Raw genomic sequence first — 21,513 nt, 5'->3', positions numbered from 1 at the left:
GTTTAGTTGATTGAATTTGTATTATTTAAAGTTTCTAATTTTTTATTTAAATCGGCAATAAATGCTTCTTGTGTTTTAATACCGTTTTGTTCTTGTTCCCAAGCGCCTAAAAAGTAGTAAGTTATTGTTTTATTTGTAGGCTTAAAAACCACCAAATGATCGTCAATACCTGTTTTTTGTTGTACTACTTCATTTAATTTGTAAAAAATAGCCATTCCTAGTTTGTCTGTATTACTTACTAAAGTTTGGTTGCCATAGGTTGCAATGTAAGCCCAATTTGTACCTTCTTTTTTAATTAAAGGAATGTTTTTAAATTTCACAATACCGGTAGAAATTCCTGTTATTTCTTTAGAAGGTGTTAATTCTGCTTTAGTATAACGGTCTTGTTGAAAAATAGTAAGTTTTGAGTTTAAATTGATAGTTTCATCACCCGTATTCCAATCTTCATAAGTAATATTTACAGATGAATTTGTTTTATTATTTTCAATTTTAGCAAATGTATTTTTTACATTTTGAAAATGAGCAATGGTGTCATTTACAAGTCTTCCGTAACCACCAATACCCATTGATTTTCCTGCTTTTAGAATATCTTGACCCCAAGGAGCAGGTTCGTGGTATGAATCAAAACCATCTTGACCAACGTAAGGCAATACTAAAGAATCTACTTTTTTGCCATAAATATCAATAGCGTTTCTCCAATCTAAATAAATTCGGTATCCAATTTGATTGTTTTCCCAACCTGGACCTTCATAACGAATATACCAAGAATGGTCTGTATGTTCTTTTGGAACTTGAAGTGAATTTACGTTTTTAAAAGAGGTTCCGGCATTATATTCTTTGTGTCCTCTTGAACCATCAATCCATTCACCACCTTGTGCAATAGAAAGTTCTGCATAGGTTTTTAAATTTGTTTCTAATGTTCCGCTAGCTTGGTTAGATTTGCATGAAAATATGCTTAAAACGACAATAGATAGAATTGCTATTTTTTTCATAATGAAACTTTATAATTTTAATACTTTTTACCGTTAATAGTTGTGTTTTTGAAAATAATAGGCTCTGAATTTTCTACTGAAAGATCTGTTTCAGCATTTTTTATATGCACGTTTGTTAATGTTACATTTTTTACAAAGCTTTCTGGTCTGCCTTTAATTAGTACGCCATACTTTCCACCATTTTCAACATTAATATCTTGTAAATGAATGTTTTTAACTACTGGCATAAAATCACCCTCTTGAGGACCATAAATGGCGTAGTAAAGATTAATTCTTAAAACAGCTTCTTTTACTTGACCAACTTCTATGTTTTTTACATACACGTTTTCTACAAAACCACCTCTTAATGTGTTGGTTTTTATGCGAATAGCACGGTCTAGTTCTGGGCTATTCATTTTGCAGTTTCTAACATAAACATTTCTAACACCTGCTGAAATTTCACTACCCATTACAACGCCACCATGGCCATCTTTCATGTTACAGTTTTCAACCACAATGTTTTCACTTGGGATGTTTACACGTCTACCATCATTATTTCTTCCAGATTTGATAGCAATACAATCATCACCTGTATCAAACGTACAGTTATTTATATGAACGTTTTTAGAGTATTCTGGGTCGCAACCATCGTTGTTTGGCCCATGGCTACTAACTGTAACCTCTTCAACTCTAACATAATTACATTTTATTGGATGAATAACCCAAAATGGGGCATTTGTAAAGGTTACACCTTGTATTAAAACATTTTCACATTCAAAAGGTTGAATAAATAATGGACGCAGTTGGTAGCCTTCACCAAATGTACGTTCTGAAACAGGTGTATTGTTTTCTGCCATTGCCCATAATCTTGGTAAATTATGGTCGTCTTTTTGTTGTGGTGTGTTTTCTATATGTCCGTAACGTTCTGCACCACACCAAGGCCACCAATTGGTTTTACCTGCTTGACCATTAAATGTTCCTGAACCAGTTACCGCAATGTTGTTTTGTTTGTATGCATAAATTAATGGTGAATAATTCATTAATTCTTGCCCTTCATAAGAAGTATGTACTACGGGTAAATAGTCTTTATGATTTTTTGAGAATAAGACTTCTGCACCTGCTTCTAAATGTAAATTTACATTACTTTTTAGATGAATTGGACCGGTTAAAAATTTTCCTGAAGGAATAATTACTTTTCCTCCGCCAGCTTTATTACAAGCGTCAATGGCTTTTTTAATTGCTTCAGTGTTGTTAGTTTCTCCATCGGCTACCGCACCAAAATCTATTACATTAAATGATTTGTTTGGAAAATCTAAAACCTTTATGGAGCTAATTATTTTATCAGCTTTATTAAAAACATCTGTTTCTACTATTTCCTTTTCTTTGCCCTTTGTTTTGCAGGCGTTGAAAGTTAGAAACAATAATGACATGCATATTATTGCATATGCCGAAAATGGCGTGTTAATTTTCATGAATTTTTATTTAGTTGTAATCGATTGTATAAAAATACTAAAGTTGAAATTGTTGGCATAATTAAATAACATTTAATATGTAATTCTAAAAAATTTAACTAAAAAATTAAAAATTGATTATTAAATTTTTGGAATCCAATTATCTGAACCTTTTAGAACTTCTTCTAAAGTGAAGTTATTAATTTCTTTTTTTGATATTTTTTTGGACCAATCGACTCTTTTGTTTGAAGCTCCTGGTCCTGTAGAATTATATTCTGCATAAAATGTGGTGAGTTCAGCGTTGGGTTTGCCCCAATTGTGCCAGCCTTCTGGTTTAATATGCTTATCCATGTAACAATCTATCCACACGGTTTTAGCATAATCGCGCCATGGTCTGCCCAAATAGAAGGTGTTTTCTAAAGCACTTCCTGTAATTTTACAGTTTTTAAATACAAAACCAAAAGTAGCATCTTTATTTGTTGAAGCTGCCGTTATATAACCTGAATTTTTACAATAAATTTCGCAGTTTTCAAAAAAGGCGGTTGACCATCCAAAGATGAAATCGACTGTGCCTTCTATATAACAATTTTTGTAATACTGTCGGCTTTTATCACCATGACAGTATAATGTATCTTGATTTCCTAAAAATTTACAGTTTTCAAAAATTACTTTATCACCATCAATTCTTACGGCTACAGCTTGCCCAATTGGACCAGCGCTATTTTCAAATGTGATATTTTTGGCTTTAAAACCATCACCAAAAACAAAAAAGGATGTAGAACCTGTGGTGCCTATTTCTTCACCAAAACTGTTATGTTTTTGTGCAAAATCGTCATAAGTTAAAATGGTTTCATTTTTATTTTCACCCACAAAAGTTACATTGGTTTTTGATGTTGGTAGCACGAGTTTTTCTTTATAGACGCCATTTTTTATAAAAATTTTGGTTTCATTTTTTCTAAAATCTGGTACTGCATTAATAGCTTGTTGTACTGTTTTGTAATCACCATACCCGTTGGAGTCAACTACAAAGTCAAATGTTTTACCGTTAATTACTTTTTTTTTTGCAACGACATTTGTTAATGAGTTGGCGTAAATTTCAAGGTTAGTGTAAAGATTGTCTATACTGTTTAGATTAGCATCATTTGTTTTTGGGTCTAGTTTGTTTTGTAGTTCCCAGTCATCTGGCATGCCATCTTCATCTATATCTGCTTTTGCTTTTTCAGATTTTAAAATTGGCCATCCATCAACATTGTTTTGCGAATCGATAATGCCATTTTTGAAATTAGCACTGCCTTCTCTAGTATTATGAACTATTCTAGCATCAACTGCATCCCTAAATAAGCTTGCACCAGCTTGTTTTAAAACGCTTTCAAATGCTTCTGAAGCACTTTCGGTTTTTATGTTTTCTGAAATGCTTATTTCAGTATTTAATTTTGTGGCTTCAGGATTCGCACATTGAACGCCACCATTCCAATTGTTTTTTGTAATAGTTTCAAAACCATTAACATAGTTGCCGTCAACATAAAACATACCGTAAGGATCTGATGGGTTTACAATACGATTTAGTTTTGATGATGTTGTTGCTGGACCGGATTTAAAATAGTTATTAATAATATTGTATGTGCCTTTTTCGCCACCATATATATTATTTTCACCCCAATTGTAAATTACATTATTTCTAAAATCTACAAATTCATTTTCGGAGTTTTCAGTAGTAGACGAACCGCTAAATCTTGGATTTCTACTATTATTACTAGCTATTAAGTTGTGATGAAAGGATACATTAACGCCACCCCAAATGCCACCATAACCATGTACACCTTTACTGTGTACTGAATTGTTTAAAGCTTCTGAAATGATACACCATTGTAAAGTAAAATTTTTATTGTTGTAAAATGAAGCATTCTCATCAGTTCCCCAACTTATAGAACAGTGGTCTATAATAACATTGTTCGCGTCTCTACATCCTAATGCATCGCCTTCAATGTTGTTTACATCTCCCATTCGGAAACGTAAGTAACGTACAATAACATTATCTGCTTTTATAGTGAATGGATAGCCTTTTATGGTTATGCCTTCACCAGATGCTGTTTGTCCTAAAATGCTTAAATCGCCTTTATTTACATCTAAATTTCTTTGAAGTTCTATAGTTCCTGAAACTGCGAATACAATGGTTCTAACACCACTTTTTAAAATGCCTTTTCTTAAACTACCTTCACCATCATCATTTAAATTAGTTACAGTGTAAACAACACCGCCTTTACCTCCAGTTGTATGTTTTCCAAAACCTTCGGCTTCTGGAAATGCTAATTGCTGTGAGTAGCTTGTAATAGATATTAATAAAATTATGGTTTTTAAAAAGTTTGTTTTATTAATCATTTTTTGTTTTTATGTAGTTTCTTAATTCAATTTAAAACAAGTAGTATTAAAAAAGAGGTATACAAAAATAATGTATACCTCTTTTTTAATCTAATCAATATTTATTTTAAAGTCTCCATCTTGGATCTCCAATTTGGTTGTCTATCAAAATTTGATTTGTAACTTTAAAGTTACCAGCAGCGGCATTTACAAAACCAGGATCTAAGGTTGTGAAAGTTGTTGTTGCATCAAACTTAGTATTTGTGGTGTGTAGACCAGTAGTGTTGAAATAATTATTATTTAAAAACACTGGGTCTGAAGTAGTGCTTTGATTTGAGTAAATAGCATCTGTTTGAGCAAAAATATTTTTACTTACAGTAATAGCATTAGCATTAAAACGAATATATAATATTCTATCTGTAGTATTACAAACACCATACAATGTGCAATTTTCTAATAACACATTTACTGTTTTAAGAGGAGTGTTATTATTAGAATCACCAGCGGCATCAATCCTAAAGAAGTCACGAGCTGGTGCACAATTATTAAAAGTACTTGTTTTTACGCTAATATTTAAAGCATCAGAATTTCTAAAATCTATAAAATCACCACCATTCGTTATTACATTAGTTACAATACAATCTTCAACAATTACTGTTTGAACAATAGCACTTGTAACATTACCCGCAATGAATGAACGATCGTAGTTTGATACAATACATCCTTTAATTAGTAATGAGTTATAGTTGCCAGCAGCACTATATCTTACAACATCTTGTACCGTAGCTCCTCCATTTAAGTTTAGGTGTATAAGACTAACATTTGTAGCGCCATTAACAATAGAAACATTGTTGCTTAATAAAGGTAAGTCATAACTATACAAACCTCTTATAGTAATTGATTTATTTAAAGTAATACTGCCAGTTTGTGCTGTATAGTCTCCAGGTTGTAATAATAGAATTGATCCAGATGCTGCATTAGCAATCATTTGAAGTAAATTATCACTAGGTCCAATTACATTGCCTATTGAAGGGTCTACTTCGGTTTTTATAGTTGCGAAACCTCTTGGTTTAGTATTGTTAAAAAGATCTACAGTATATTTTGTTTCACTTGTTAGCGCTGTAACGGTAGCTACTCCTGCGGCTTTTTCTTGTTCTGTAATGGTATGTGTAATGTCACCAGGTTGTAAAAGTAGGTGTGTTACATTAATGCCTGCTTGCCATTTTAAAGTAGCAGTGTTGTAACCTATGTCACCATTAGCATAAGGAAGCATTAGTTGCTCACTCAAGGTTGTTGCTGTTGTTACTGCCCAAGTAGAATCGTCAAGTCCCACTGAACTTAATGCTTTAACCCGTATTGAGTATTCTGTTAAACCTTCTAGTTGAACTTGTAGAGGAAGCTCACTAGCAGATACCTCAACTGTTTTAAAAATTGTATTAAAATTAGGATCATCAGCACTAAACTCAACGATATAGTTATTAACGTCTTCGCGTACGGTCCAATTTAATTCTACCACAGTTTGATTTCTAACGCGTGCAGTTAAGGCTACGGGAGCAAACTCTCTATTTAGAGATAACTCATCAATAACATCTTCGTTATAACCACAATTGTAAACAGTTGTGGAAATTAAAACTGCTATTAATAAAGATTTTAATATATATTTTGTTTTCATATTTTTAATATATTGTTTAATTAAACAGGTTTTAATAACCGTAATCGTTTACTAATTTACCATTACTTCCATCAAGGAATACTTGCCAAATTGGCCAAAATTGTCTGGAATCTGGGTTTACGTCAGACTTGTAAAGTGAATTTATTTTGTCGTCTGTAAAAGAAGTTGAATTCCAACCAAAAGATGAGTAATCGCCACCTGGGTTTGTAGTTTCACCTCTATTTAAACCATATATTTCTAAGGTTTCGTTGTCTGCTTTATACTTATAATAAAGTGTAGTAGGTACATCGGCATAATCACCTTGACGGTTTCTTAAGTCTGTCATTTTCACTTTGGCTTCTGCTAAGCTAGAACCTAATAAATTCCATCTTATAAGTGCTTGTTTACGTGTCATTTCGCCAACAAACTCAAATTTATGTTCTTTTACAATAGCGTTAAACATAGCTTGTTTTGTACCTAAAGCATTTACGTAGGCGTCAACTTTTGTAGCATGTTCAGCTGCTGCAAATGCTCTTTTGCGAATTTCTTTTAAGTAAGGTGCGGCAGCTGCAGGTCCTTCTAACTCATTTGCAGCTTCAGCAGCAATTAAAAGTACTTCGGCGTAGCGCATGTAAATCATATTAATTCCGTCGTCATTGCTAGATGTTACAAAACGATTCATCCACTCGTAACGGTATTTACCAAAATACCAAGTATATGAGTTTCCTAATTCTTGTTTTGCTATACCGTTAACGGCAGCACCCCATCTGTAAGGAACACAACTCACATTTCTACGGCTATCTGTTTCATCATAATCGTAAAAAACTGTTGGTAGCGGTCCTGCTAAACCACCACGATTACTACCGTTAGCATGATACTGGTCGTTAGAAGTATGACGTACAGCAAAGCTAAATAAAACACGCCCACGACCATCGGCAAATGGAATTTCCCAAAGCGATTCTCCACCAGCAGTAATAACTTCTTGATTGAATTTTTTCCAAAGTGATTCGAAAGAAGAGTCTAATGATGCTTTTCCACTGTTAATAACATCTCTACTTTCATCTAATGCAATTTTATACATTTTATCAGAAGCTAAATCTGGGTCGGTGCTTTTTCTAACACCGTCAGGATATTGTTGGTAGCCACCAGCAACTAAAGCTAAACGAGCTCTAAAGCCTTTTACAAATGCTTTGTTAATACGTTCTACAGTGGTTGTAGCAGAAGTTTCGTTTGGCCAAGCTACAAGAGTAGAGGCTTCAGCTAAATCTTCTAAAAGTTGTTTGTAGATAATATCACGATTTGATTTTTCTATATATAAAGTTTCAGAAGTGATTGGTTCAAATCTAGCAGGAACATCACCCCAAGCTTTCATTAAATCGGCATAATAAATGGCACGTAATGTTAGGGCTTCACCTAAAAGTTGTCCAAGTTCTGAGCCTGGAGTAGGGTTGCCAAAAGTACGCAAACCACGGATACAAATATTAGCACGCTCAATACCAGTATACATTTGAGACCAAGCATTATTATCGGTATTCATTTGCGTATTGTTTGGTTTAGCATCGTATATGCATAAATCTGCTGCTGCACTATTTGCTTGATCGGAGTTGTTGTTCCACTCAATATCATTATTAAACCCGTAATACGGAATAAAACGACCTCTGTAAGAGTTAGTTTGTCCAAAAGGTTCTTTAATACCATCTACAGCTCCTTTTGCTAATCCTGCATTAGAGAAAATTACAGATTCGTCTAAAGTTGATTTAGCTGGTGCCTCTAAGAAGTCTTTTTGGCAAGAAGTAAAAACTCCAGCAATAAATACGGTTATTATTAGTATTTTTTTCATAGTATATTCTAATAAATGTTTTAATTAAAAATTAAGATTCAATCCAAAAACAAAAGATCTGCTTCTTGGGAATGGTGAATAATCTACTCCTGGAGTAAGCGGCGTCTTTCTTCTAGTAGAAACTTCAGGGTCTAAACCAGAATAGTTGGTAATAATGAATACATTATTAGCTGTAGCATAAAATCTTAATTTTGATACGCCTAATTGAGTTAGCATTTCGTTAGGAACAGAGTATCCTAATGTTAATGTGTTTAGTCTTAAAAATGAACCATCTTCAACAGCCCAATCACTAAAAACAAAATTAGTAGAATAAGGCGACCACATGGTTGTATTGGCGTTTAGTGCTGTTAATGCAGTAGGATCGGTTACTAATTGACCTGATGTAGGATCTAAATTGGTCCATCTATTTCCATCAGCCATAATAGTACTTAAATTTCTATACTGTCCGTTGTTGTTTGAGGTAGTGAATTCAATTTTGTTGGCATTATAAACATCGTTACCAACACTCCAGTTAAATGCAGCTGACAAATCAAAACCATAGGCATTGGCATTAATTGTCATACCTCCAGTATGTTTTGGATTTGCATTACCAATGATGGTGTTGTCGTTTATATTTACAATACCATCACCATCTAAGTCTTTTAACTTCATGTTACCTGGTTTTGGCACACCAACTATAGCGCTATTGTTTGCAACACCAGTTTTTAAGGTGTAAGTTTCTGTTACAGAGTTATAGTCAAAATCTGAAACTTCATAACGTCCATCGCTTATATAGCCATACATTGTGCCAAGCGATTTACCTACATTGATAACATAATCATTATTTATTTGAGATGACGCCCAACCTGTAGCAGTACCAAAATCATCCATAACACCTAATGAGTTAATGCGGTTTTTGTTCATACCAAAATTTAATGATAAATTTAAACCGTAGTCTTTATGCTCTATAGCTGCAATATTTAAAGAAGCTTCGATACCTGTGTTTTGGGTTTCACCCATGTTTCTATATTGGGTGTTGTATCCAGTTCCAGGAACAGGGAAGTTTATTAAAAGGTCTGTTGTTAAATTTTTATAAGCTTCGAACGATCCACTAACACGCCCTTTAAACAAATCAAAATCTAAACCAACGTTTTGTGTTACGGTAGTTTCCCATTTCAAATCTGGGTTTGCTAAAGTATTTGATGCTGCCCAATAGTTGTTAACTCCATTAATGTAGGTAGTGTTTCTAGATAGGAAGTTTTGAAAGGTTTGACCAGTAGGGATATTATTATTACCTGCTTCACCATAACTTAATCTTACTTTAAGAGTATTTATCCAAGATACATCTTTTAAGAAATTTTCTTCCGAAATTTTCCAAGCAAAAGCAGCAGATGGAAAATACCCCCATTGGTTATCTCCTAAGAACTTACTAGAGCCATCGGCACGATAGGTAGCTGTAATTAAATAGCGGTTTTTAAAGCCATAATTAACACGACCAAAGAAAGACAGTAATTTGTCGTCTGGACTGTAAAAGTTATCAACATTTTGAGGAATACCTTGACTTGTTAAGTTTCTAGAAGTATCAAAATCAAAAAACTTTGGTAGACCTTGTATTTCTGAAGATACTTCATTCGATTTTGAAATAATCATTTCTTCACCAACAAGAAGTTTTAAGCTATGATCATCGCTTTTTCCAAATAATTTCTCAAAATCGTAGTTTAAAGTATTTGCATTTCTAAAACGTTCTCTTTTTTCATCACTAATGATGATAGATGGTAAGCCTTGGTTTTCTGCAGCAGGTCTATTACTTGCATAGTATGTAGAACGGCCATAAAAACGGTAATCTAAATCGTTACGATTGTCTAAACCTAAATCAGATTTAAATTGAAGGTTTTCCAAAATTTCCCAACCAAAACTACCTAATAAATTAAAGTTTTTTCTAAGTTGTAAGCGTTGATTGTCATCTACCGCTACAAATGGATTAACTAAGTAAGAGGATAATGCTTCATCAGTATTATCTGTTGTCAAACCTGGTAGTGGGATAGGTGAGTAACCAACACTATGTCTTAAACGTGCATCGGCTGATGAAATTTCATTTTGTTCGTTAGCACCACCGCCATTAATTTCAGTATCAGAATAACGGAACGTGAATGTTAAATCTACTTTCTCACTAGCTTTACTTTTTAAAGATAATGATAAGTTATCTCGCTTAAAGTCCGAACCAACCATAATGGTTTTTTCATCGTAATGGGCATAGTTAAAATTGAAGTTCAATTTATCTGAACCACCTCTTACAGCTAAATCACGGCTTTGTACTTCGCCCATTTTGCCATAAATTTGTTTTTGCCAGTTATTACCTTTCACTCCATTGTACTGGTCTGCATCTTGCCATAAACCAAAAATGTTTTCGTAAGAATCTTGGCGATCTCTTAATAAAGCATATTCGTATTGCCATTTTACAAAATCAACAGGGTCTAATACATCAATGGTATTCGCAATTTTTTTCACACCATAAAACATATTGAAGTTTGCAGATATTTTTCCATCCTTACCACTTTTAGTTGTAATGATAACAACACCATTAGCTCCTCTAGAACCGTAAATTGCTGTAGAAGAAGCGTCTTTTAAAACGGTAATACTTTCAATATCAGATGGTGTAACATCACTCATACTGTTCACAGGAAATCCATCAACAATTATCAATGGTGAACTATCTTGTGTTAATGAACCACCACCACGAACTCTTATGTTTATTTCAGCATCTGGTGAACCTTCAGAAGAAGTTACTTGAACACCAGCTAATCTACCTGTTAAGGCTTCGGCAACGCTTGATATAGATTGTTTTTTTAAATCTTCACCGCCAATTGCAACTACCGAACCTGTTAAATCAGATTTTCGAGACGTTCCATAACCAACAACAACAACTTCATCTAGAGATTCCAAGCTAGGAAGTAAGGTGATATTTATTGTTTTTTTACCAGAAACAGCAATTTCTTGTTTCTTATATCCTACATAAGAAAAAACAAGCGTTGCATTTGAGGCAACATTGCTTAAAGTGTAGTTACCGTCAAAATCGGTTGAAGCACCTGTTGTAGTTCCTTTAACGAGTACAGTTACACCAGGGAGTGGACCGCCCAAGTCTCCACCATCTGTTACAACGCCGCTAATTGTTATACTATTTTGCGCATTAATATTTAAGCAAAATAAAAATACACCAATAAATAAAGCTACATAAGCCTTATTGTATTGAGTTATTTTTTTTCTGTCTTTTCGAAAGAAAAAAAGATAATCAAATAAGGAATGGTTTGTCATAAATAATTTGTTTAGTTTGTTAATTTATTAATATGATTTTTTTTGAGTTTACTTAGCAGTTTTATGGTGTTTATTTATAAAGTATTATTATTCAAAATAAAACAACCTTGAAAATTTAATTTCTTATTTGTAAATTATAATGTAATCGATTGCTCAAATATAGGCAATATTTATTTTAAAGCAAATTTTTCAAGAAATTTAACATTAAAATTTAACTCAAATATAGGCTTATTTTAATCTATGTGCGCTGTTTTTTTACATGTTTTATTGATTGTTGTTCTTTTAATTCGTTGTAAATAAAATACTTGGTTGTAATTATGTTTTAATTTTCAAATGCAAGTATTTTAAAAATGTAGGATATGAATTTATGTTTTAAAAGTTACTGCTTTTGTTGATTTGATAATTTATTTATCAGAATGTTTGCAAAATTATAATTTTATAATATATTTGAGTAATCGATTGCATTTATGTAAATGTGTTGAGTTTGCTAAATTTCTTCCCAATCTTAGTTTACCTATTTTTTATCAATTTTATTTTACATGAACTAAAAACATAAAAAAATAAGATTAGTAAATATATCTATTAAACTTTAACTAAATTAAATAAACAAATGAGAAAACTATCCTTTTTATTATTAATTCCCCTCTTTTTACTAGCTTTTAAAACGCAGGGGCAAACTGTCATTTCTTATAACATGGGAGATGGTAGCGCTTTTACTAATGATGGAGTTCAATGGAATTCTGTTACATCTACCACTAGTCCTGATGGTTTGTTAAGAACTCAAGCTGCTACTTCTAAATGGCATAGCGCTGGTTATGGTGTGTCTTTTAGAACAACTAATTCGCTTGAAATAGATGTTACAGGCACCGTTACAGTTCGATTTTATGGATCAATTTATAGTGATGCAGCAGGAACTATGAGTGGAGGCACCACCTTAGGTGGTAATGATTTGGGAATTCAAAATATTAAAGTAGCAGTTGATAAAACTGGTTATTATGAGTTTTCGTATGTAGGTGGTCCAAAAACATTATACTTTACAAGAAATGGTAGTGGCGAATGCTACACGCCTGTTATAGATGTAATGTATCCATATAAACTTTATAATTTAGGAGATGGTTCTACCTTTACTAATGATGGAGTTCAATGGAATCCTGTTACTTCTACTACAAGTCCTGATGGCAAATTAAGAACTCAAGCTGCAACATCAAGATGGCATAGTAGCGGCTATGGCGTTTCATTCAGAACAGGTAATTCTTTACAAGTAGATGTTACTGGCCCAAGTGCAACGGTACGTTTCTATGGGTCAATTTATAGCGATGCAGCTGGTACGATTAGCGGTGGTACAACAGTTGGAGGTAATGAATTAGGTGTGCAAAACATTAAAGTAGCAGTTGATAAAACTGGTTATTATGAGTTTTCATATGTTGGTGGTCCAAGAACCTTATATTTTACAAGAAATGGTAGTGGAGAATGTTATACACCTCAAATTGTTGTAACTAATTTAGCGGCTTCTATTATTAAATCAGACGTTTGGGACTTTGGTGCGCAGCAATTAGATGAGGTACTTTATAATAATATGCTTAACGAAACCAAAATCAATGCTTGGTATTCAGGTGTTACTCCTGGTACAACTGCTACTGTGTTACCTACTACATGGACTGAAGGTGTTTTAAGTTGGGTAGGTGGTACGAACGATCGTTTAAGAACATCAAATACTAACCTTACCAGATATGATACAAATTTAGGTGGTGCAGTGGGTTATATAGGTAGAATATATCAAAACGGTACAAACCCAACAGCTCCAACAACTCCATCAAGATATATGCAATTAACCTTAGATGAAGATGACGAAGTAAAGGTTATGATGTTAACACAGTCTGGTGGTGGTGTTATACATTTTCAAAATGTAGCAAATCCAGGTATTCAAGATGATGTTGTAAATGTTGGAACAACATTACAAGAAGTAAAATTTGTATCTAAAGCGGCAGGTCAATATCGTATATATGACGCAGTTGATAAACCTAGCTTTTTTAGAATTTACAGGAAAGATGCTCAATATACTACTATTACGGGTGTTGTTAATGAAACAAATGCTCCTGGAGTTCCAAATGGCTATTCTATCAATTTTACTAATCAAGCAGGAAAAACTTTTTCAGCTGTTGTTTCAAGTGGAACCTATACTATAGACTTGCCTGTTGAATATACTTATGATGTAAGTTTAGGAAACGCAAATGGTTATGTTATTGCAAGTGATTTATCTTTAACAGCTACGGAAACAACTACTAATTTTAACGTAACCATCGTTCAAGTAGATTTGCATACAGTTAGTGGTAATATAACAGGATTGCCTAATCTTTCTAACCTTACACTAACTTATACGCCAGATCCTTTAGCAAATAAAATTTACAATCCTATTATTTCAATAAATACAACGAATTCAACTTATTCAGTTGATTTGGAAGCTAATGTTGAATATACAATTTCTGCAGGTGGAGTGAATGATTATGAGATTTTGTCAAACACAATTACCATCACAGGAACTCAAACTGCGGATATCGTTTTTACTCAAAAACCTTTGCATAATATCACTATAAATACGCCTGATTTAGATGTTACTCAAAGAGGTAAATTGAGTTTAACATTTACTAACTTAAATGAATCGGGATATGTATATACATTTACTGATGTTTCAACAGTAGCATTGCGCGATGGTGTTTATAAAATGACTTATTCTGGTTTAGACGAATATCCTATTGAACTGGCATTGACTTCAAATTTGTCGGTTTCAGGTAGTAACGTAGTAAAAGATTTAGTTTTTAAACCTGTTACAGAGTGGGTTTTTAATGATAGAAATATTTCTGCAGCAACAGCTTATAAAGGTCTTGTTTTTACAGGAAGTGTAAATGTAAGAGGTACAACAAATGGCGACTTAAATGCTAGTTCAGGAGCTACTATAGCTATTCCAGTTCATGTTGGTGATAAGGTGCTTATTACAGATTATTACGCATCAAACTACACAATAGATGGTGTTCAAACGGTTACTAATACATCAAATAGTACTGGTACAAAAGTTATAGCAGAATATGTATATCCAGGAGTGTCCGATGGATTTGTAAACTTAGCTATTTCTGGAACTACGTATTTATTATCTATAAAAGTATTACAAATAGTACCATATAGTGCTACAATTACAGTTGGAACAGGAAAAGATTATCAAACTATAAATGAAGCTTTAGATGCTATTTCAAGAATGGATAGACCAAGTAACGAGCGTGTTACAGTTTTAATTGATCCAGATAACTATGAAGAGATGATTGTAATAAAAAGTGCCAATGTTACATTGAAGAATGCAGCAACAACGCCAAGTATTGCGCTATTAAATAAAGGTGTTGATATAGATGCTAATGCCGTTAGAATAACATCATATTACGGGCAAAAATATAATTTCTTTAGTCAAGCGTCAGACAATAAATGGAATGCAGATGTACTGGCTGTTAATAAAGCCAATGGCTATACATTATACGAAAATAAAGAAGGTACTGGCGGTGGTTCTTCGTACTGGAATGCTACTGTAGTTGTTGAAGCAGTTGGGTTTACTGCTGAAAATATTATTCTTGAAAACTCGTTTAATCAATACATATCTTTAAAAGAATCTCAAGATGTGGTGCAACCTAAAGGTGGAGATCCAGTAAGACCTACAACCTATGGCAATGTAACAGTACAAGATCGCTCATTAGGTTATGTAACTCAAGCAGCTGCTATTGGAATAGCAGCCTCTGCTGATAAAGTACTTCTAAATAATTGTCGTGTTATAGGGCGTCAAGATTCATTTTATGGAGCAGGTCCATCCAGAGTAGTCGTATATAAAGGTGCAATGATGGGTGCGGTTGATTATTTATATGGCGCTATGAATGCGGTGTTTTATAAAACAGATTTAGTTTTAAATACGAGTGATTCTGGTAGTGATGTAGCTTATATAACGGCAGCACAGCAATCTAGTGGTAGAGGTTATTTAATGTATCAGTGTCATGTTAAATCACCTGTTCCAGGTGTTGAAACAGCTTCTATAAATGGGTCTAAACCAGGTTATTTTGGTCGTCCATGGTCACCAAATACGAGTGAAGTGGTGTTTTTTGAAACAACAATTGATGCTTCAACTTATCCAGGTAATGTAGGTCAATCATTAATTGTTCCTGCTGGTTGGAATAATACATTAGGAGGTAGTTCTGCTAAAATGTACGAACGCAGTACAGTAGAGGTTTCTGGTGAAAACAATGCTTCAAGTCGTGCGTCTTGGTCTACAGTTTTAACTCAAGATCAACTAACAGATGGTACGGCAATTACAACGTTTAATTTCACTAAAGGAAATGATAATTGGGATCCAATATCAGAATTGAATGCTTTAGGGGTTGAAGATCAATATCCTAATCAATCATCAGTTAAAGTTGTTGCTTATAACGGAAACATATACATATCAAATGTAACTTCAAACACACAAGTTAATATTTATAGTGTTACAGGCGCATTGGTTAAATCTGTTACAACAAAGTCTGATACCAATTTTAATATACAAAATGGTTTATGGATTATAAAAATTAAAGATGAAGTAGGTAAAAAAGTTATAAAACTAGTTTCTCATTAGTTTTACTTAACTAGTAAAAAAAAGAGAATACAATAACGTATTCTCTTTTTTTGTTTGTAGTATTTTTACGTAATAAGTATATGATAATGCTTATTTTTAAAATAGCTTATCGAGCATACATGTATATTGGCTAAAACTTTAAAACTTTAAGAAATAAATAAATAATAAATCCCAATTTATTTATTAAATTAATACTTGCAATTTTTAAGTAAATTCAAATGTTTTTTTGATTTACAAACTGATTTTGTTGGTTTATAGAAGTTTATAAAATCGACCAAAGTTCAATTATAAACCTGAATAATTGCTAAATAAATTAATTTTACCACATATTTCTTATTTTTTTGCATTCTAAAGGCAAAAAACTCTCAACTAATTATTAACAACTAAAAAAGATTAAGATGAAAAAACAATTACTTTTATTACTTATACCAATGTTGCTTTTTACAGTAACTTCAGAAGCCCAAATAAAATACTGGGATTTTGGAGCTAAAGAATTAGGAGCAGGATACACTAATGTAATGCCTTTATCACATTTAAATGCTTTTGCTAATTACAATCGTCAACTAGATTGGGTTAACGCTAGTGGAACTGTAGTAACAAATTATGCTGATGGTGTAGCTTATGTTGCTAAGTCTGGTTTCGAAAATGAAAATGGACAAAGTGCTGAATCTATTTATTTTACAACATTCAATGCAAATTATGCTAATTATGATAGTAGTGCACGTTTTCAAGTAAGTTCTAAAAGTTCATCACCAACACCTCCAGGTGGTACTTTGTTAAGTGGTGGAAGTATTTACACTAAACCACAATTAATGCCTGACTTAGATGGTACAGCTGATTTAGTATTTAAAAGAGATAGTAATAGCGATAGAATTATCACCACAAATACAGCTGTTACGCGTTTTGATGAGCGAACAGTAATGCTTGATAACATGGATCCAGCTTTATTCCCAGGTTGTTTGCAATTTACAACACCAGGTGAAAAAAGATGGAATAGAAATGGTGGACGAGGATTATTAATTAACTTACAAGCAGGACAGTGGGTTACTGTTGTAGGTTCTGGTGAGTATACCGATATAGAAGGAGATGGTACTTTAGGTTTTAGCACTGGATACATTAAATTTGAAACTTTTGGAGGTACTGGAACACCTGTTGATATAAATGACTGGGGTACAGGTACAGGAAGTCCAACAGGACCTATTGATGGAACAAATAAAGGTGATGAGGCAGTAAGAGTTATGCAGTTTCAAGCAGTAGATGCAGGTACTTATAGTCTTTCTAACAGAGGTGGTAAAATGCGTATTTACAGAATTTATTTAGGGCAAGTTGATGCCTCTCTTGGTTCAGGCCTTACAACTAAAATCTATGTAAATGGAGTGTACAGTAAAACACTTTCTGTAGAAAAAAATACACGAGTATCAACAGATGTAAAAGCTATTGGTAATAGAGTGTTTATATCTAATGTAAAATCAAGTACAGATATAAAAATATACACCATTACAGGTGCTTTAGTGAAAGAATTTAAAACAAATAGCGATATGGATTTTGTTTTTAACTCTGGTTTGTACATTGCAACTGTTAAAACTGCTGAAGGACAAAAATCGGTAAAATTACTTTTAAATTAATTCTATTTTTCTAAAAACAAAATAGAGTTTAATTTAAAAAGTGGCTGTTATTTTTTATAACAGCCACTTTTTTTATTTTAAAAAACAAGAAAAATACTTCAAATTAACACTAAATAACGTTTAAAAATAGTTTTCATCGAAAACCCATAAAAATCTACATGTTAAATAGTTAAATACTTTCAAAGTATTAAGAATTTATACTTAAATTAGGCAATCGATTACAATAGTGTAATCTTAACAAACTAAAACTATTTAAAAAATGAAACAAAAATTACTTTTTATTTTAACCGTATTGGTTATTACGGTAACATCACAAGCTCAATCTAAGGTTTGGGACTTTGGTAATGACACTACTACTTGGCCATTAAGCTCAGGTATTGGAACTTCAGAAATGGTGGTGGATCAATTAGGGTTGATTCCTAATGCTACTAATACCAATTTTGGAGCTGTTAATGCAAGTGCAGCTAATTTCAATATTTTTTCAGGTGAGACTTACTCAGCTGTAAACCGTTTTCAAATGAATGGTGGAGGTGGAGTGACAGCTCCTGCGGTTCCTACTCAGCGTTCATTGTATTTTAATGTTGATGGTAATTGTACTGTGAAAGTATATTTTAAAACAGGAAGTAATGGTACAATGCGTACATTATTTGTTACTGATGGTACAACCATTTTTGGTCAAGCAACAACAAATATGGCTCCAAATACCGATTTGGCCATACTTAATGCTTCAAATACAGCAGGAGCTACAAAATTGTATATTTATGGTGATGCATCAAACAATCTTTATAGAGTAGAGGTTTCTGGTGCTAATGTTACAACACCTGCGTTAGGTTTAGATAATGCAAATTCTAGAGTTTCTACAAACATACAAGCTGTAAGTAACAGAATCTATGTGTCAAACGTAAAATCTGTAACTGAAATAAATATTTACAGTATAACAGGTGCTTTAGTGAAAACATTTAAAACAAATAGCGATACAGATTTTAGCTTAAAATCAGGTTTATATATTGCTACATTAAAAACTGTTGAAGGTCAAAAAACAGTTAAGTTGCTAATGAAGTAATTCAGCAGTATTGCAAAATTTGAAAAGGGTATGCCATAAGCATATCCTTTTTTTATTCTTTAAAGTCAATTATTAAAAAAAAACAGCTTAAACTTATATAATTGGTCACCGCTCAAAAATAGCACAGAAATATTTTTAATTTCACAATATTGCAACTTATATATTATGGTATTTAATATACTATTTTACTTAAAGTATACAAATAAGCTATGCAAAAACGATTTTCAGGAGTAGTAGTTCCTATGATAACACCACTTAATAAAGACTTTACGGTTGATGTTGTTTCTGTTGAACGTATTGTTAAAAGTTTTGCCATAAATGGTATTCATCCATTAGTATTAGGTACAACAGGCGAATCAAGTTCTATCAATCAAAAAGAAAGTCTTAAGTTAGTTGAAGCTGCTGTGAGATTTAAAGGGAAAAATCAATGTATTTATGCAGGGTTAGTGGGGAATCAAGTTGATGATTTAATAGAACGAGGTAATCAATATCTAGGTTTAGGTGCCGATTGTGTAGTGGCTACACTACCATCATATTATGGGTTAACTTCACAACAAATGACATTTTTTTACAATACACTTGCCAATAAAATTTCTGGTCCAGTGATCATGTACAATATTAAAGCTACTACGCAAATGTCAATTCCATTAGATGTTATTGAAGCATTATCAACACATCCAAATATTTGGGGATTAAAAGATTCTGAGCGTGATGAAGAGCGTATGAATATCTGTATCAATCGTTATAAAACCAACCCAAATTTCTCCTATTTCTCTGGATGGGGTGCTCAAAGTTATGGTAGTTTAAAATTAGGAGCCGATGGTATTGTACCAAGTACCGGAAATTATGTTCCAGAAATGTATAAAGCACTTTATGAATCTGCTCTAAATAACGATTGGGAAACTTGTGAAGCATGGCAAAAAGAAACTGATGTTGTTGCACAACAATACCAAAAAGATAAAACCTTAGGCGAGTCATTAGCTGTTTTAAAAGGATTAATGAACAAAAAAGGATTATGTAATAAAACCATGATGCCACCATTAACCGAGGTGGAATAAATAAAACCAACTAAAACCAACCATTATGCTAAATATTCATTGGATTGATATTGCAATTGTAATCATTTCGGTAGTATTCACTTTAGGCGCAGGCTTTTATTTTGCGAGTAGGCAAAAAAGTTCCGATCAATATTTTGCAGGAAGCAAAACCATACCAGCTTGGGCAATAGGTATTTCAATTTTTGCAACGTTAATTAGTAGTGTTACCTTTTTGGCATATCCAGCAGCAGCTTATAAATCTAATTGGATTTTGTTAGTGCAAGGTTTAATGGTGCCAATTGTTTTGATTTGCGTTGTATGGGTTATCGTACCGTTATTCCGAAAAGTTATTCGCTTAAGTACTTATGAGTATTTCGAGCGTCGTTTCGGGGTTTTTGCACGCATGTACAGTTCTATCGCATTTATTTTAACGCACTTTTCTAAAATGGGAACGGTACTTTATTTAGTTAGTTTGGCATTGTCAACATTAACAGGGTTGGATGTAACTATTTATATACTAATACTAAGTGTGGTTATTATTTTATTAACCTTATTAGGAGGAATGGAAGCCGTAATTTGGATGGATGTCATTCAAGGTTTTTTATTAATTGGTGGCGGTATATTGTGTGCAGGTATTTTGTTGTTCAAGTATGAAGGTGGTGCAGGAGCTATGATAAGTGAAGCCGTTTCTATGAAAAAAATAGATTTTGGACCGTATGATTTTAGTTTTACTAAACTTACATTCTGGGTATTAGTAGTTAATGGCATTTTTTATGCGTTGCAAAAATATGGCACAGACCAAACCATTGTGCAGCGTTACTTAGCTGCAAAAAATGATAAAGACGCCAAAAAAGCTGCCTACATTGGTGTATTTGCCAGTGTACCAGTATGGGCGTTATTTATGTTAATAGGCTCATTATTATTTGTGTTTTATAACTCTGGTGGTGCTACTTTGCCTGAAGGCATGAATGCAGATCAAGCATTCACATATTTTATAGGAACTGAGTTACCTGTTGGTGCCGTTGGTTTGGTATTGGCAGCATTAATTGCTGCGGCAGTTTCTAGTTTAGATTCCGATATGAATTGTTTAGCGGCAATTGGTGTTGAAGATTTTTACCAACGTTTCAAACCCAATTGTTCAGATAAAGATAGGTTGCTTGTTGGCCGCTTATTAGTCTTGTTTTCAGGTTTAGCTATGTCGGCAGTAGCACTATTATACCATGCTTGGCAAGGAGAAGGTGTTTTAGGAGTAGTATTCGAACTATATGCTATTTTCTCAGCGGGTATCGTTGGAATTTTTCTGTTAGGATTATTCTCTAGACACGCAAATAAGCAAGGGTTGTATGTGGGTCTAGCAGTTTGTGTAGCTTTTACTGGTTATGCGGTATTAACTACAACCAAAATTAACGGTTCTATGATTTTAGACTTAGGAAGCCTAAACTTTCCGCATCATAAATACATGTTAGGGGTTTATAGTCACCTTATTGTATTGGTTGTTGGCTATTTTGCAAGCTTTTTATTTAAATCTGAAAAGGCAGATGATAGCTTAACCTTCTACGGATATTTAAAACAAAAGCATTAAAT

11 protein-coding genes are annotated in these 21,513 nt (G+C 33.1%); 5 read left to right on the top strand and 6 right to left on the bottom strand.

Annotated features, from left to right (window positions below):
* Positions 1-2 precede the first annotated feature (2 nt).
* From ACFQ1R_RS08345 to ACFQ1R_RS08320, 6 genes are all read right to left on the bottom strand, one after another.
* The gene (locus tag ACFQ1R_RS08345) at positions 3-992 is read right to left on the bottom strand and encodes a DUF4861 family protein (protein ID WP_379925696.1); all 990 of its coding nucleotides are present in this window, start codon (positions 990-992) and stop codon (positions 3-5) included.
* A 17-nt stretch (positions 993-1,009) separates the two neighbouring features.
* Positions 1,010-2,443 carry a glycoside hydrolase family 28 protein gene (locus tag ACFQ1R_RS08340; protein ID WP_379925695.1) on the bottom strand — a complete coding sequence of 478 codons (1,434 nt, stop codon included), beginning with the start codon at positions 2,441-2,443 and terminating at the stop codon, positions 1,010-1,012.
* Between the two features lie 120 nt (positions 2,444-2,563).
* Complete coding sequence (locus tag ACFQ1R_RS08335; RefSeq protein WP_379925694.1) at positions 2,564-4,801, bottom strand: pectinesterase family protein; 2,238 nt, start codon at positions 4,799-4,801, stop codon at positions 2,564-2,566.
* 106 nt (positions 4,802-4,907) lie between these two features.
* Positions 4,908-6,452, bottom strand: a complete 1,545-nt coding sequence (locus ACFQ1R_RS08330) for a DUF5123 domain-containing protein (RefSeq protein ID WP_379925693.1) — start codon at positions 6,450-6,452, stop codon at positions 4,908-4,910.
* A 31-nt stretch (positions 6,453-6,483) separates the two neighbouring features.
* Positions 6,484-8,271, bottom strand: coding sequence for a RagB/SusD family nutrient uptake outer membrane protein (locus ACFQ1R_RS08325; RefSeq protein WP_379925692.1), 1,788 nt, complete (start codon positions 8,269-8,271; stop codon positions 6,484-6,486).
* 24 nt (positions 8,272-8,295) lie between these two features.
* Positions 8,296-11,562, bottom strand: coding sequence for a SusC/RagA family TonB-linked outer membrane protein (locus tag ACFQ1R_RS08320; RefSeq protein ID WP_379925690.1), 3,267 nt, complete (start codon positions 11,560-11,562; stop codon positions 8,296-8,298).
* Between the two features lie 610 nt (positions 11,563-12,172).
* Here ACFQ1R_RS08320 and ACFQ1R_RS08315 point away from each other — a divergent pair.
* The 5 genes from ACFQ1R_RS08315 to ACFQ1R_RS08295 all read left to right on the top strand — a co-directional run bounded on the left by ACFQ1R_RS08315 (position 12,173) and on the right by ACFQ1R_RS08295 (position 21,511).
* Positions 12,173-16,204, top strand: a complete 4,032-nt coding sequence (locus ACFQ1R_RS08315) for a hypothetical protein (protein WP_379925689.1) — start codon at positions 12,173-12,175, stop codon at positions 16,202-16,204.
* Positions 16,205-16,602: 398 nt separating this feature from the next.
* On the top strand, positions 16,603-17,829 hold the full coding sequence (locus ACFQ1R_RS08310; RefSeq protein WP_379925688.1) for a T9SS type A sorting domain-containing protein: 1,227 nt from the start codon (positions 16,603-16,605) through the stop codon (positions 17,827-17,829).
* Between the two features lie 259 nt (positions 17,830-18,088).
* Positions 18,089-18,892, top strand: coding sequence for a T9SS type A sorting domain-containing protein (locus tag ACFQ1R_RS08305; RefSeq protein WP_379925687.1), 804 nt, complete (start codon positions 18,089-18,091; stop codon positions 18,890-18,892).
* A gap of 209 nt (positions 18,893-19,101) precedes the next feature.
* Positions 19,102-19,950: a dihydrodipicolinate synthase family protein gene (locus ACFQ1R_RS08300; RefSeq protein WP_379925686.1), complete on the top strand. Its 849-nt coding sequence runs from the start codon at positions 19,102-19,104 to the stop codon at positions 19,948-19,950.
* 25 nt (positions 19,951-19,975) lie between these two features.
* A complete protein-coding gene (locus tag ACFQ1R_RS08295; RefSeq protein WP_379925685.1) occupies positions 19,976-21,511 on the top strand; it encodes a sodium:solute symporter in 1,536 nt (511 codons plus the stop codon).
* Positions 21,512-21,513 lie beyond the last annotated feature (2 nt).

The sequence above is a fragment of the Mariniflexile jejuense genome (genome assembly GCF_042675665.1).
GTDB lineage: Bacteria > Bacteroidota > Bacteroidia > Flavobacteriales > Flavobacteriaceae > Mariniflexile > Mariniflexile jejuense.
Note: the sequence above shows the minus strand (reverse complement) of the source record. Positions and strands in the feature narration are given on the sequence as shown.